Below are 13,173 nucleotides of genomic sequence, written 5' to 3'. Positions count from 1 at the left end.
TCACGGGGGTGCGCCGCTGCCTTTCCGTAGGTGTGATTTCAATCGCACGCTCTTGGCCAATGCGCACCCACAAGAGCCGCACCCACAAGAGCGGGTTTCCTCAAGGCAGGAACCAGAAACACACGATCGCCACCGCCGTCGGCAACAACGCCGCGCGCAGCAGCCCGATCGGGCTGATCGACTCCTCGTCGAAACAGGTGCGCAGGATCGAGAAGCCGGCCGGGTTCGGTGCGTTCGCGATCACGGTCAGGCCACCGCCGGTCACCGCACCCGCGACCAGCGCGTACTTGAACTCGTCGCTGAGGCCCTCGACCAGCGAACCGAGATAAGTCAGCGCGGCATTGTCGGTGATCGCGGTCAGCGCGGTCGCACCGAAGTACACCTGATCAGGACTCATCTGCGTGAGCAGCGGCGCCAGCCACCAGCGCTGCAGGCCACCGAGCACCACCAGCCCGGCGAGGAAGAACGCGACCAGCAAAGCCTCGCGCAGCAGCAGCTTGTCCTGATGCTGCGGATAGGCCTCGACCAGCGCCAGGAACAGCAGCAGCATGCCCATGAACACCGGCGGCTCGTGCGCGAACACGACTACGCCGGCGAGCAAGGCCAGATGCCAGAAACCGATGATGCCCGGCACGCGCGCGCGCGCCGGCGACTCCTCGCGCACCGCCAGCACGCCGAGTTCGCGCCGGAACAGCCAGGTCAGCAGCAACGCGTTGAACAGCACCGCGATCACCGCCCGCCAGCCGAAATGGCTGAGCATGAAGCCGACGTCCCAACCCCAGGTGCCCGCCACCATGAGCACCGGCGGCGCGGCGTAGGGCGTCAGCACGCCGCCGATCGAGATGTTCACGAACAGCACCCCGAGCGCGGCGTACTTCAAGCGCGAACTGATCGCCTGCGAGTAATAACCATCGCGCAGGATCAGTGCCGCCAGCGTCATCGCCGCCGGCTCGGTGATCAGCGAACCGAGCAGTGGCACCAGGCTCAGGGTGACGCTGAAGTACGCGGTCGCGCGCGGCATCGGCAGCACCCGCGCCACCATCGACACCAGCGTCCGCGACACCTGCAGTACGGCACGACTCGCGGCCACGACCATGATCGCGAACACGAACAGCGGCTCGGTGAAGTTCAGCCCTTCGACATACTGCAGCGCTGCCGGCTTGCCCTGTAGGGCCACGAACACGCCAAACAACACCATCGCCCACAGCCCGAACACCACCTCGACCTCGCCAAGCAGGTGGAACACGCCGGCATGCTGCGGCCGCATGTGCGACAGGTGATCGAAGAACTTGGTCGAGAACGTGTGCAGCACCGCCAGCGCGAACAGGCCGCTGCCGATCCACTCCATCATCGTCGCCATGCACTCGCTCCGGGCATCCTGGGCACAGTTTAGCGGGAGGCCTTCAAGCCGCGCCCGTCAACGCCTGCGCGACTGCAATTGCGCGCGCAGGCTGTCGAGGGAGACGCTGGCGATGTCGGTACCACCACGGCGGCGCGGCTGCGAGGCGTCGGGGGCGATCGCTTGCGCGAACACGACTTCGTAGCTGGCCGGGTAGCGGCCGTCGTCGCCGCGGAAGTGCTCGTAGGCGGCGAGCATGGCCGCGAGCTTGCGCTTGCCGGTCAGGCCGCGCGCGCGCGCGGCGTCGGCGTTGCCGGCGCCGATGCCCTTCAGTTCGCGCATCAGCAGCTTCGGCTCGGAGTAACGCAACTGGTAGTGCTCGACATCCAGCATCGGATCGCGAAAGCCGGCACCGATCAGGCGATCGCCGACATCGTGCAGGTCCAGAAACACATGGACGTGCGGCCCGCCGTCGACCGCAGCCCAGCTCTGGCGCAATTCGGTCAGCGTGTCCGGGCCGAAGGTGGTGAACAGCAGCCAGCCACCCGGGCGCAGCACGCGACGGAACTCGTCGAACACCAGCTCCAGGTCCTCGCACCACTGCAGGCACAGGTTCGAGAACAGCAGGTCGATGCTCTGGTCGGCGATCGGCAAGGCGCGCGCGTCGCCGCAGACGCGCCGGAACGGTTTCCACCAGCCGGCGCGCGACTTCGCTTCGCGCAGCATCGGCAAGGCGAGATCGAGCGCGATCACTTCCACCTGCGGAAAACGTTTGCGCATCGCGGCGCTGGCGCGCCCCGGCCCGGCGCCGACATCAAGGATGCGCGCGGGTGCGTCCTTGACCAGATCCAGTCGCTCCAGCAGTTGCGCCTCGACCTGGTGCTGCAGCTGCGCGAGCGCGTCGTAGGCACCGGCCGCACGCGCGAACGCGCGGCGTACGCGCCCGACATCCAGACTCATTCGCCGTGAACCTCGCGCACCAGGATCTTCATCTGCACGGTGAGTTCAGCCAGGTGGGTGATGAACGGCGCATGCGCCGCACCCTCGATCAGGTGGTAGCGCCCGCGGGCACGTTCGGCGGCCCACTCCATCGCCCGCCATGGCACCAGTCGGTCGCGACCGCCGGGCACCCACACACTCGGACAGGTGAGTTGCGAAAGTTGCTCGCTGTAATCGCTGTGCTCGAGCGCGTACAGACCCATCTCCAGCACCGCCGCGCTCGGCTCGCCGCGGTCGAACACATGCATACGCAGCTCACGCAAGCAGGCCAGGGCGTTGTCGTCGCCCTGCGCCTCCAGCGCCAGGAAGCGATCGATGGTGCCACGGTAGTCGCTGGCGAGGTCGCTGCCGAACTGCTGCAGCACCGACAGCGGCACACCGTGCTCCCAGGCACCGTGCTGCACGAAGCAGGGCGAGGCGCAGATCATGCCAAGCCCGGCGACTTGCGCCGACAAGGTCAGCGAGGCACGCAGCGCGACCAGCCCGCCAAGCGACCAGCCGATCCAGATCGATTGCGGAGGCACCAGCTTCGACAGGCGCTCGACGCAATCGGCAACGTCGAATCCCTCCTCGCCGGCGCGGCTGTAGCCATGCCCGGGCAGGTCAACCACATGCACGCGCACGCGCGGGATGCGCACCAGCGCCTCGGCCAACGGCGCCATCACGCCGCCGTGCATGGCCCAGCCGTGGATCAGCACGACTGGAATGTCTCCGCCCGAACCGTGAACGTCGATGTGCATGGCTCAACTCCGCGACAGTCGCCGCAGGATCTCGATCGCCTCGTCGGCGCGGTCCAGCGGTACGAACAAGTGATCGTGATGGTACGCCGCCACGGCGTTGCAGGCGATGCCGGCATCCGCCAGTGCGTTGGCGACCGCGGCGGTCAGGCCAACCGCCTGCAGCGAGGAATGCACGCGCAAGGTCAGCCATGCGCAGGGAAAGGCGAAGTCGATGCCCGCCGCCTCGGCGGCCTCACGCGTCGACACCAGCGTCCAGCCCTCGCGCTCCCGGAACGTCATCACCGCATCGATACCGGCGGGCAGCGTCGGTGCCGTGGCGAAGACGTATTCACCCGGCCGGCGCTCGGGCGACAAGGTGCGCAACAGGATGGTGAGCTGGGTCTCGCCGCTCATGCAGGGCGCGCCCGATCGAGTGCGTCGAGCAGACGATCGACGTCCTGCGCGGTGTGCGCCGCCGACAGCGTGACGCGCAGGCGCGCGCTGCCCGCGGGCACGGTCGGCGGGCGGATCGCCGGCACGTACAACCCCTGTTGCCACAACGCCTGCGCCAGCGCTGAGGCATTCGCGGCATCGCCGAGCAGCAGCGGCTGGATCGGCGTCGAGGAATCCATCAGCACGCCGCCGATCTGCGCCACGCCGGTGCGATAGCGCGCGATCAAGTCCTGCAGGTGTGCGCGCCGCTGCGGCTCGCGGCGGATGATCGCGATCGCCGCCGAGGCCGCCGCCGCAACCGCCGGCGGCATCGCGGTGCTGTAGACGAACGGCCGCGCGAACTGCAGCAAGGCCTCGATCAGCGCGCGCGAACCGAGCACCAGCGCGCCGCCACAGCCGACCGCCTTGCCGAGCGTGACCATGCGCAAGGGCACGTCGTTGGCGCCGAGGCCGAGCTGCTCCGGGCTGCCCTGCCCGTCCGGCCCGAGCACGCCGAAGCCGTGCGCGTCATCGACGTACAGCAGTGCAGCGTGGGTGCGCGCAACGACGGCTAGCTGCGGCAACGGCGCCAGGTCGCCGTCCATCGAGAACACGCCATCGCTGGCGAGCAGTTTCGGTGCCGCGCCCGCGGCTTGCAGCTGGCGCGCGGCAGCCTCGGCATCGCCATGCGGATAGCGGCGCAGTTCGCAGCCGGCGAGGCGCGCGGCGTCGATCAGGCTGGCGTGGTTGAGCTTGTCCTGGACGCAGGTGTCGCCGCGCTCCTGCAGCCCGGCGATGACGCCGAGGTTGGCCAGGTAGCCGGTCGAAAACAGCAGCGCCGACTCGTAACCGAGCCAGTCTGCGACCGTGCGTTCGAGCTGCGCATGCGGGCCGCGATGGCCGCCGAGCAGGTGCGCCGCGGTGCTGCCGACGCCCCAGCGATCCGCCGCATCCTGCATCGCGGCGATCACTTCGGGATGTTGCGCCAGCCCGAGATAGTCGTTGCTCGCGAACGAGCGCAACTCGCGTCCAGCGACGCGCAAGCGCACACCATCGGCGTACTCGACTTCGCGTAGCCCCCGGCGCAGGCCGGCGGTTTCGCGCTCGGCCAGTCGCGCCGCGGCCCGCGTTGCGATGGTCGCGGCTTCGCTCAAGCGGCCTGCGCGCAGTCGGAATCTGCGGCGGCCACCAGCGGCTTGAGTCCGAGCTTGGCGAACAGCGCGCGATCGGACTCGGTGTCGGCGTTGCCGGTGGTCAGCAGCTTGTCGCCGTGGAAAATCGAGTTGGCGCCGGCGAGGAAGCACAGTGCCTGCAGTTCCTCGCTCATCGATTCGCGCCCGGCGGAGAGCCGCACCATCGAGGCCGGCATGGTGATGCGCGCCACCGCGATGGTGCGCACGAACTCGAAGGCGTCGAGGTCGCGCTCGTCGGCGAGCGGCGTGCCGGCGACGCGCACCAGTCGGTTGATCGGCACCGAATCCGGATGCTGCGGCAGGTTGGCCAGCGCGCGGATGAAGCTGGCGCGGTCGGAGCGGGTTTCGCCCATGCCGACGATGCCGCCACAGCAGGTCTTCATGCCGACCTCGCGCACATGCGCCAGGGTGTCGAGGCGGTCCTGGTAGCAGCGCGTGCTGATGATCTCGCCGTAGAACTCGGGCGAGGTGTCGAGGTTGTGGTTGTAGTAGTCGAGGCCGGCGTCCTTCAGCGACTGCGCCTGCGCGCGCGTGAGCATGCCGAGCGTGGCGCAGGTCTCCAGACCGAGCGCCTTGATCGCCCCGACCATCGCGTTCACCTCGGCCAAATCGCGGTCCCTGGGCGAGCGCCAGGCGGCGCCCATGCAGAAGCGCGAGGCGCCGGCGGCCTTGGCCTGCTGCGCCTTCGCCAGCACCTCGTCGAGCGCCATCAGCTTCTCGGCCTTGAGCCCGGTGTCGTGGCGCGCGCTCTGCGGGCAGTAGGCGCAGTCCTCGGGGCAGGCGCCGGTTTTGATCGAGAGCAGGGTCGACACCTGCACCGCGTTGGCGTCGTGGAACTCGCGATGCAGCGACTGCGCGGCATGCATCAGGTCATTGAACGGCAACGCGAACAGCGCCTCGACCTCGGCCTGGGTCCAGTCATGGCACAAGCCATCGTCCGCGATCCGCGACCCGCCCTCTGCGGACGCACACGCACAGCCGCAACCACCACCGCATCCGCCACCCTGTTCCATCACCGTCTCCTTGTCCGCCAAGGCGCGGAAGGGCCGCGCTACAGTGCGCGCAGTCTATGGACGCCCCGGCACCTGTCAACGCATTCCGTTTGAATCCGGTTGACGGGTTCTTCCGCCGACTCGGCCTGCGCGTGCTGCCGCCGCGCTGCCTGCTGTGCCGGGCGCCCGGCGCCAACGGTCGCGAGCTTTGCCCGGCCTGCGCGAATGACCTGCCCTGGAACCGATCCGCCTGCGCCCGCTGCGCGCTGCCGCTTCCGGCACCCGCTGCCGCCTGCGGCGACTGCCTGCAGCATCCGCCTCCGTTCGAGCGCCTGCTCGCGCCGCTGCGCTACGCCGATCCGCTCGACGCCTTGGTCCAGCGCTTCAAGTTCCACCACGACCTCGCCGCCGGCGTACTGCTCGCCGACCTGCTCGGCGACGCACTCGCTGCCCTCGCGAGCGACCCGGCCGACCGCCCCGACCTGCTGGTGCCGGTGCCGCTGCACGCGAAGCGCCTCGCCGAGCGCGGCTACAACCAGTCGCTGGAACTGGCCAAGCGCATCGCTCCCGCCTTGCGGCTGCGCATCGACGCCGCAGCGTTGACACGCACCCGCGCCACCGAAGTCCAGTCCGGGCTCGATTCCAAGGCGCGCCGGCAAAACGTCCACGACGCCTTCGCCGCCGATCCCGAGCGCGTCCGCGACCGCCGCATCGCCCTGCTCGACGACGTCGCCACCACCACCGCCACCGCCCACGAATGCACCCGCGCCCTGCTCCGCGCCGGCGCCCGCAGCGTCCACGTCTGGGTCCTCGCCCGCGCTGCTGCGCGGCGGGAGTGAGGCGAGGGATCGGTGCGGGAATACGTTGCTTCCAAATCCGGAGCCGCGCTGAATCGCCAGCCGGTCCCATCGCAAGTTCTCGCGACACCGCACTGCCGATCGGCACCAATCGGGTAGAGTGCAGCCGTCGTGCACATTGCGCTGCCGCACTCCAGACCACGCGTGCTGCTCAACATGCTCGTCGCACCGATCCACCGCACGAACGCGCAGGCGGCGTGAATCACCGGAGCCAACGCCATGACCACCGTACAGATCACCTTGCCCGATGCGCTCGCGCAGGAAGCGACGAACGCCGGGTTGCTGACCCCCGAGAAGATCGAATCCTTGCTGCGGCAACGACTGTGCGCCGAACGCATCGAACGCCTGCAAGCCGCCCGCGCCAAGCTGGCGACTGCACCGCTGGAGCCGATGACGCCGGAAGAGATCCAAGCCGAGATCAAGGCGTATCGAGCCGAGCAGCGGCGTGCGACTGGTTCTTGATACCAACACGGCACTGTCCGGCCTCTTGTGGGGCGGCGTACCGGGGCGCCTGATCGAGGCAGCCGAACAGCAGCACATCGAACTGGCCAGCAGCACCGCGCTACTCGCCGAACTGCAGGGCGTGTTGTCGCTTTCGCGATATCGCCCACGAGAACCTCGAACTCGCTGGTTTCCACAGCCGTTCCCTATTGGTTGCCTCGCAGACGCTTCATGAAGGCTTCTCGTCCTCCTAAAAACTCTCGGGCAAGCAAATCAGAGCGCTGAAGTCCACCTTCCAGACGTCGATCTCGCAAGGCACTCCGCTATCGTCCACGTTGAGCGACGCAATGACATCGACGCCATCCGCGTCTTTGAATTGAATCTCGGAGACCTGATGGCATGCCTTAGCCGCAGGCTGTGGACCAACGACCCTCAAGCTGCCCATGCCACCATCGTCCATTGGTTCGACTCTCAGCTCCACAAGCCAAGACACTGGAAGAGACAGGCCTCCTTGACGGATCAGTGCATCAAGGAGGTTGCTTTCTGCTGGGGTCAGTTTTCTTTTCACGGACTTCACCACGGTAGCGTAATTCGGCCGACGTTGATCGCACCGTCATCAAGCAGGAATGCTGAGTACGTCACTTCCTTGCCTCCAACAAAAATCCGCTGATTGAATGGCTTTCCGGGTTGAATCAGCGACGCCGAGGTGCGCAGATCGGCGAGCACGGCGCGCTGAACCGCCTCTCGGTTGAGGCCACCCGCCTCAACGTGCCGAAACGTGTGACTGAGCTGATTGGCGTTCCGGCCGAAGCTGATCTCTGGGCCAGAGATGCGCAAAAACCTCCCCAACTTCCCAGCCCACTTCGCCAGCTTGCCAGCGCCGAACTCTAGAGCTGCGTACTTGGCGGCAAACCAGCCCGCGTCCTTCAGGGTTTCAAGCTGTTGTGACGTGATCCTGCGGTTCAGCGCGGCATACTCGTCGCACTCGGAACAGTCAATCTGAGCGGCGGCGGATGGCGTATGCAGGCCGGAGCCTACCCGCCCGCCCGCGGCCCCACCGCCCCACGCACGCGTGGATTCGGTCGTGAATCCGCCCGAGCTCTTGCACGTGCCATCTTGATTCGTGATGTGCGATCCGGTGCAGCGTCCATCCGGATCAAAATACCGATACGGACTGTTGTTGGCATACGCGTACCGATTCCAGTTCCCCGCCGAGCCCATGTCCACGGCCATCGGATCAGTCGAGAGGAAGCGGCCGAGGGCGGGGTCGTAGTAGCGTTGTTGGGCGTAGATCAGGCCGGTGCTGGTGTCGTGCTGGTGGCCGGTGTAGCTGGGGGCGCCTTCGCGGGGGGTGGTGAGGGGTTTGCCGTAGGGTTCGTATTGGGTGCGGCTGCCGCTGATGACGGTGGCGCTGGTGTTGGTCTCGGCGACCGGGCTGCCGAGGGCGTCGGTGTGGACGTAGACGATGCTGTAGGTGGTGGTGGAGGTCGGAGCGCTCGGGGCTTCGCCATCGCGGCCGCCGTCGCTGCCGGCGACCACTTCGGTGGCGCCGGCGAAGGGGTTGCGGAACGGGTTGAGCGACAGCGTCTGCTGTTCGCTGTTGCTGGTGCCCGGGTAGCATTCCGCTTGGGTCAACGTCGAGTCCGCCACCACCTTGGCCACCAGCGATCCGGCCAGGCGCACGTAGTTCACGCCGCGCGAGCGCAGCCGCGAGCACTCGATGTCGTTCTCCCACTGGAACACGCCGCTCGGGGTGTAGATCTGGAAGCGCAGGTCGCGGTCCGGTTGCGGGGCACCCGGCGCCGGCTTGGAGGTGCGCGTGCGCAGGCCGTTGCCGTCGTACACGTGCGTCGCCTGCAGCACGTTGTTGCGCGTCGTTCCCAGCATGCGATCGGCGAGGTCGTAGGTGAAGCGCAGCGTGGCGCCCGACTGCGTGCGCGTCAGCACATTGCCGCGGGGGTCGTGACCAAGAGTGACCTGCGCGACATCGCCCGCCGTACGCGTGCGTTGGAGCCGCTGCGTGGCGGCGTCGCCACCACCACCGCCCACGAATGCGCCCGCGCCCTGCTACGCGCCGGCGCCCGCAGCGTCCAAGTCTGGACCCTAGCCCGCGCTCCCGCGCGACGGGAATGAGGCGGGCGATCGGTCACGGGACTACATCGCTCCGAAGTCCGGTGCTGCGCTGTGCACCGCTTGATCCGCGAGCGGCAGCGACTGTGCGCCGAACGCATCGAACGCCTGCAAGCCGCCCGCGCCAAGCTGGCGACTGCACCGCTGGAGCCGATGACGCCGGAAGAGATCCAAGCCCAGATCAAGGCGTATCGAGCCGAGCAGCGGCGTGCGACTGGTTCTTGATGCCAACACGTCGCGCGTCGTTATCAACTGCGGTTTCCGTCAGCCAAAACCGTCAGAGCGCGAAGTCGAGTCGCCCCGCGCCCCTGCCCGAACAATACGATGCACCCATGCGTCCGAGGCCAGCGTTTCATCCGAGGCAAGCGACACGCCCTCCGAATCCATCACGGCGTATATCTGGTTCGCGATCTCTGGACTCAGGAGGTAGCCGAAGTCGAAAGACCCCTCGAAGCCGAACCAAGCCACTTCAGCTCCCGCAGCTCGTGCAGCTTGCAGACAGCGAGTGATGAGGGCTTCAATGTTCGGCGGAACATCTCTAAAGGAGAGGTCGTACTCAACGACACGGCGCTCCGACAAGACGTCATCTTCGTCGTCTAGGACGTAGGTCTGCGTCTGCGTCGGCGCAGGCTCCAGTGGCAGCGCCGCCAGATCGAGGAGCGAACTCTCCGTTGAAACGACGAACATTGATAGCGTTGCTCCCGAGCCGCTCCATGCGATGGCGTCCGCAATCGATCCCATCACAACCCCCAATGAGCAATTTGAGACGCATCAGGGACAATAGCGGAGAGGATGCGCCCCTGATACGGCCCTTCCTTCGCTACGAACACAACCACCTGTTGGCCACCAGCCTCGCCCGCGAAAGCGCGCGCTGCCGTTCCGCCCAATTTCCAGTCGAAAGATGCGGAGGGTCTTCGCAAGATCGAAGACGTCAGCCGCCGAGACTGACCTCGGTGGCATAGCCCGCCGCCAATCACGAGGCTGACCCCAATCGCGACGATATAGCTGCCATCGCGCCCGTCAGGAACAGATGGACAATCACAACGACGCCAATCTCGATTCCTGAGGATGAAGCAAAGAATCCCTCGCCCCGGATGACAAGTGCGATGTACCAAAGCAAGCAGGGAACCAACACAACTTGCGACTTCGCCTGACGCGATGAAATCCCCTGCATGAACCAGACCACATTCAAGAGTTGCAGCACGATTGCGGCGCCGACCAACGTCCAGGCGAGAAACGTCATGGCACGAGCACTCGTTGGCCGATCAAGCCTTTGATCCACTCCCATCCGGATGGATAGACAAGTCTAGTGCCGGCCACTTCCACGGTGGCAGCGCTTTCGTATGTGTAAGTGAATCGTGTTCCCGAGAGCCACCAACTTGACGTACTCCGGCCGCCAACCATGTACCAGACCCCTTCACCGCCCCAACGCGTCGCGGTAACTGCCGCCCCGGAGCGCGCAGCTCCGGTGAAGAGTCCGGCCCCCATCGCGAGCGAATTTGCGACCCCAAAATAGCCGCCGTTGTCGTAGGCGCCCGACATGATATCGACGCCTCCATCAATGCCATTGCGTTCACGAATGTACTCCGTGAGGCCCATGCTCATCGTGTCACCCCATCCAGCCGCAAAGTCGACCAACGGTTGCGGCGCTGATGGCCAGTCATACGTCACCTGCGGCGAATTGTCGACGACCGCTTGAAGCTGGGCATCGCTGTAGCTCCAAGGATCGCGGCGACCATAGTTCGTCATCTCGCCGATCATTCGCGCATCGACTCCCACCATTCCATCACCGATGTAGCGCGCGCCGGCGCCTGGTGCGCGCCCATCCGGATCCGTAAACCGATACGGGCTGTTCGCGGCATAAGCGTACCGATTCCAGTTCCCCGCTGAGCCCATGTCCACCGCCATCGGGTCGGTGGAGAGGAAGCGGCCGAGCTGGGGGTCGTAGTAGCGTTGTTGGGCGTAGATCAGGCCGGTGCTGGTGTCGTGCTGGTGGCCGGTGTAGCTGGGGGCGCCTTCGCGGGGGGTGGTGAGGGGTTTGCCGTAGGGTTCGTATTGGGTGCGGCTGCCGCTGATGACGGTGGCGCTGGTGTTGGTCTCGGCGACCGGGCTGCCGAGGGCGTCGGTGTGGACGTAGACGATGCTGTAGGTGGTGGTAGAGGTCGGAGCCGTCGGGGCTTCGCCTTCGCCGTCGCGGCCGCCGTCGCTGCCGGCGACCACTTCGGTCGCGCCGACGAAGGGGTTGCGGAACGGGTTGAGCGACAGCGTCTGCTGTTCGCTGTTGCTGGTGCCCGGGTAGCATTCCGCTTCGGTCAGCCTCGAGTCCGCCACCACCTTGGCCACCAGCGATCCGGCTAGGCGCACGTAGTTCACGCCGCGCGAGCGCAACCGCGAGCACTCGATGTCGTTCTCCCACTGGAACACGCCGCTCGGGGTGTAGATCTGGAAGCGCAGATCGCGGTCCGGTTGCGGGGCACCCGGCGCCGGCTTGGAGGTGCGCGTGCGCAGGCCGTTGCCGTCGTACACGTGCGTCGCCTGCAGCACGTTGTTGCGCGTCGTTCCCAGCATGCGATCGGCGAGGTCGTAGGTGAAGCGCAGCGTGGCGCCCGACTGCGTGCGCGTCAGCACATTGCCGCGGGGGTCGTGACCAAGAGTGACCTGCGCGACATCGCCCGCCGTACGCGTGCGTTGGAGCCGCTGCGTGGCGGCGTCGCCACCACCACCGCCCACGAATGCGCCCGCGCCCTGCTACGCGCCGGCGCCCGCAGCGTCCAAGTCTGGACCCTAGCCCGCGCTCCCGCGCGACGGGAATGAGGCGGGCGATCGGTCACGGGACTACATCGCTCCGAAGTCCGGTGCTGCGCTGTGCACCGCTTGATCCGCGAGCGGCAGCGACTGTGCGCCGAACGCATCGAACGCCTGCAAGCCGCCCGCGCCAAGCTGGCGACTGCACCGCTGGAGCCGATGACGCCGGAAGAGATCCAAGCCGAGATCAAGGCGTATCGAGCCGAGCAGCGGCATGCGACTGGTTCTTGATACCAACACGGCACAGTCCGGCCTCTTGTGGGGCGGCGTACCGGGGCGCCTGATCGAGGCAGCCGAACAGCAGCACATCGAACTGGCCAGCAGCACCGCGCTACTCGCCGAACTGCAGGGCGTGTTGTCGCGGACCAAGTTCGCCGGGCAACTGGCCAAGCGCGGACTGACCGTCAACGACGTCTTCGACGGCTATGCCGCGCTCGTGCTCGGCGTGACGCCACTCACCACGCCCTGCGTCGTGCTGGCTGATCCCGATGACGACCATGTCATCGCCTGTGCCATCGCAGCACACGCCGATGCCATCGTCTCCGGCGACAGCGACTTGCTCGATCTCAAGCAGCATCGAAACATTCCGATCCTCACCGCCCAGCAAGCGCTCACCCGCATCACCTGACCGAGCCAACGGCGTGCCCGCCGATGTGGATGCACGCCTCGGTCATCAGCCGGCGACGGTTGCACTTGTATTCCCAGCGCATCTCGCTCGCGGGACCGCGCGTCAAGGTCGTTGCCTCCGCTGCGCGCAGCGCCAAAAGGCCCGCCCCAATCGCGAGTGAATTTGCGACACCGAGATTTCGGTCAGCCCCTTATGCAAACGAGTTAAAGCACATCGACGATAGCCTTCACCTGATTCCCTTCAACCATCTCAAACCGAACACCGGATCGAAACCGCCCCTCGGGTGCATCAGGCGAAAGGAAACGCGCGTCAGCTTTACACGGCTGAGCACGCGCATCTCCTCGAATCTGCAGCACGACACTCCACGCAGTAGACGGCCAAGAAGCCTTGTCCTCAGGAAACCGCGCCACAGTGATGTATTGCCCAGAGGTCGGCAGCAACTCAAGCCTCTCGTCGGACCAATGAACTAGTACCGGGTGCAAGTTAGTCACGGCAACTCCCGAATTGCGGCCTGTTCGAGCTGGTTCAGCTCTCCGTATCGAGCTGGCCCGATGCCATCCAGCCTTTCCAAGCGCATGAGCATATCCGCGACAGGCTTCGGGAGTTTCACTTCCAGCAGCCTACTCATTTCTTTTCCA

The 13,173-nt window shown here is 66.5% G+C and carries 17 protein-coding genes; 5 read left to right on the top strand and 12 right to left on the bottom strand.

The window, feature by feature from the left end:
• Positions 1–100: 100 nt before the first annotated feature.
• From IPG63_08200 to bioB, 6 genes are read right to left on the bottom strand one after another with little or no spacing between them, the layout of a single operon-like run.
• Positions 101–1,360: a putative Na+/H+ antiporter gene (locus IPG63_08200; protein MBK6727223.1), complete on the bottom strand. Its 1,260-nt coding sequence runs from the start codon at positions 1,358–1,360 to the stop codon at positions 101–103.
• Between the two features lie 57 nt (positions 1,361–1,417).
• Positions 1,418–2,299 carry a malonyl-ACP O-methyltransferase BioC gene (gene bioC, locus IPG63_08195; GenBank protein ID MBK6727222.1) on the bottom strand — a complete coding sequence of 294 codons (882 nt, stop codon included), beginning with the start codon at positions 2,297–2,299 and terminating at the stop codon, positions 1,418–1,420.
• Positions 2,296–3,078: a pimeloyl-ACP methyl ester esterase BioH gene (gene bioH / locus IPG63_08190; protein MBK6727221.1), complete on the bottom strand. Its 783-nt coding sequence runs from the start codon at positions 3,076–3,078 to the stop codon at positions 2,296–2,298. The genes bioC and bioH overlap by 4 nt, the downstream gene beginning before the upstream one ends.
• Before the next feature lie 3 nt (positions 3,079–3,081).
• On the bottom strand, positions 3,082–3,471 hold the full coding sequence (locus tag IPG63_08185; protein ID MBK6727220.1) for an ACT domain-containing protein: 390 nt from the start codon (positions 3,469–3,471) through the stop codon (positions 3,082–3,084).
• A complete protein-coding gene (gene bioF / locus IPG63_08180; GenBank protein ID MBK6727219.1) occupies positions 3,468–4,625 on the bottom strand; it encodes an 8-amino-7-oxononanoate synthase in 1,158 nt (385 codons plus the stop codon). Before bioF ends, IPG63_08185 begins: the two co-directional genes overlap by 4 nt.
• A 14-nt stretch (positions 4,626–4,639) precedes the next feature.
• Positions 4,640–5,695 carry a biotin synthase BioB gene (bioB, locus tag IPG63_08175; GenBank protein MBK6727218.1) on the bottom strand — a complete coding sequence of 352 codons (1,056 nt, stop codon included), beginning with the start codon at positions 5,693–5,695 and terminating at the stop codon, positions 4,640–4,642.
• Between the two features lie 89 nt (positions 5,696–5,784).
• On the opposite strand from bioB, the gene IPG63_08170 reads away from it, so the two are divergent.
• Both IPG63_08170 and IPG63_08165 read left to right on the top strand, forming a co-directional pair.
• Positions 5,785–6,513: a ComF family protein gene (locus tag IPG63_08170; protein MBK6727217.1), complete on the top strand. Its 729-nt coding sequence runs from the start codon at positions 5,785–5,787 to the stop codon at positions 6,511–6,513.
• A gap of 237 nt (positions 6,514–6,750) precedes the next feature.
• A complete protein-coding gene (locus IPG63_08165; protein ID MBK6727216.1) occupies positions 6,751–6,993 on the top strand; it encodes a hypothetical protein in 243 nt (80 codons plus the stop codon).
• 229 nt (positions 6,994–7,222) lie between these two features.
• Here IPG63_08165 and IPG63_08160 read toward each other — a convergent pair whose 3' ends face one another.
• Together IPG63_08160 and IPG63_08155 are read right to left on the bottom strand one after the other, a co-directional pair.
• A complete protein-coding gene (locus IPG63_08160) occupies positions 7,223–7,495 on the bottom strand; it encodes a hypothetical protein (protein ID MBK6727215.1) in 273 nt (90 codons plus the stop codon).
• A gap of 50 nt (positions 7,496–7,545) precedes the next feature.
• Positions 7,546–8,919 (bottom strand): RHS repeat-associated core domain-containing protein, encoded by a 1,374-nt coding sequence (locus IPG63_08155; protein ID MBK6727214.1) that lies wholly within the window; start codon positions 8,917–8,919, stop codon positions 7,546–7,548.
• Between the two features lie 237 nt (positions 8,920–9,156).
• Here IPG63_08155 and IPG63_08150 point away from each other — a divergent pair, with 237 nt between their 5' ends.
• Positions 9,157–9,327 carry a hypothetical protein gene (locus tag IPG63_08150; GenBank protein MBK6727213.1) on the top strand — a complete coding sequence of 57 codons (171 nt, stop codon included), beginning with the start codon at positions 9,157–9,159 and terminating at the stop codon, positions 9,325–9,327.
• 39 nt (positions 9,328–9,366) lie between these two features.
• Here the strand turns inward: IPG63_08150 and IPG63_08145 are convergent, their stop codons facing one another.
• The 3 genes from IPG63_08145 to IPG63_08135 all read right to left on the bottom strand — a co-directional run bounded on the left by IPG63_08145 (position 9,367) and on the right by IPG63_08135 (position 11,832).
• Positions 9,367–9,843 carry a hypothetical protein gene (locus IPG63_08145; GenBank protein MBK6727212.1) on the bottom strand — a complete coding sequence of 159 codons (477 nt, stop codon included), beginning with the start codon at positions 9,841–9,843 and terminating at the stop codon, positions 9,367–9,369.
• A gap of 232 nt (positions 9,844–10,075) precedes the next feature.
• Positions 10,076–10,345, bottom strand: coding sequence for a hypothetical protein (locus IPG63_08140; GenBank protein MBK6727211.1), 270 nt, complete (start codon positions 10,343–10,345; stop codon positions 10,076–10,078).
• On the bottom strand, positions 10,342–11,832 hold the full coding sequence (locus IPG63_08135) for an RHS repeat-associated core domain-containing protein (protein MBK6727210.1): 1,491 nt from the start codon (positions 11,830–11,832) through the stop codon (positions 10,342–10,344). Before IPG63_08135 ends, IPG63_08140 begins: the two co-directional genes overlap by 4 nt.
• 135 nt (positions 11,833–11,967) lie before the next feature.
• Here IPG63_08135 and IPG63_08130 point away from each other — a divergent pair, with 135 nt between their 5' ends.
• Together IPG63_08130 and IPG63_08125 are read left to right on the top strand one after the other, a co-directional pair.
• The gene (locus tag IPG63_08130) at positions 11,968–12,138 is read left to right on the top strand and encodes a hypothetical protein (protein ID MBK6727209.1); all 171 of its coding nucleotides are present in this window, start codon (positions 11,968–11,970) and stop codon (positions 12,136–12,138) included.
• On the top strand, positions 12,122–12,535 hold the full coding sequence (locus IPG63_08125) for a putative toxin-antitoxin system toxin component, PIN family (GenBank protein MBK6727208.1): 414 nt from the start codon (positions 12,122–12,124) through the stop codon (positions 12,533–12,535). Before IPG63_08130 ends, IPG63_08125 begins: the two co-directional genes overlap by 17 nt.
• 487 nt (positions 12,536–13,022) lie before the next feature.
• Here IPG63_08125 and IPG63_08120 read toward each other — a convergent pair whose 3' ends face one another.
• Entirely contained in the window at positions 13,023–13,163 is a 141-nt protein-coding gene (locus IPG63_08120; GenBank protein MBK6727207.1) for a hypothetical protein, read from the bottom strand.
• Positions 13,164–13,173: the final 10 nt, after the last annotated feature.

It is taken from the genome of Lysobacterales bacterium, assembly GCA_016703225.1.
Classification (GTDB): Bacteria; Pseudomonadota; Gammaproteobacteria; order Xanthomonadales; family Ahniellaceae; genus JADKHK01.
The sequence above is the reverse complement of the archived record's forward strand: the minus strand, read 5'-3'. Positions and strand labels throughout refer to the sequence as shown.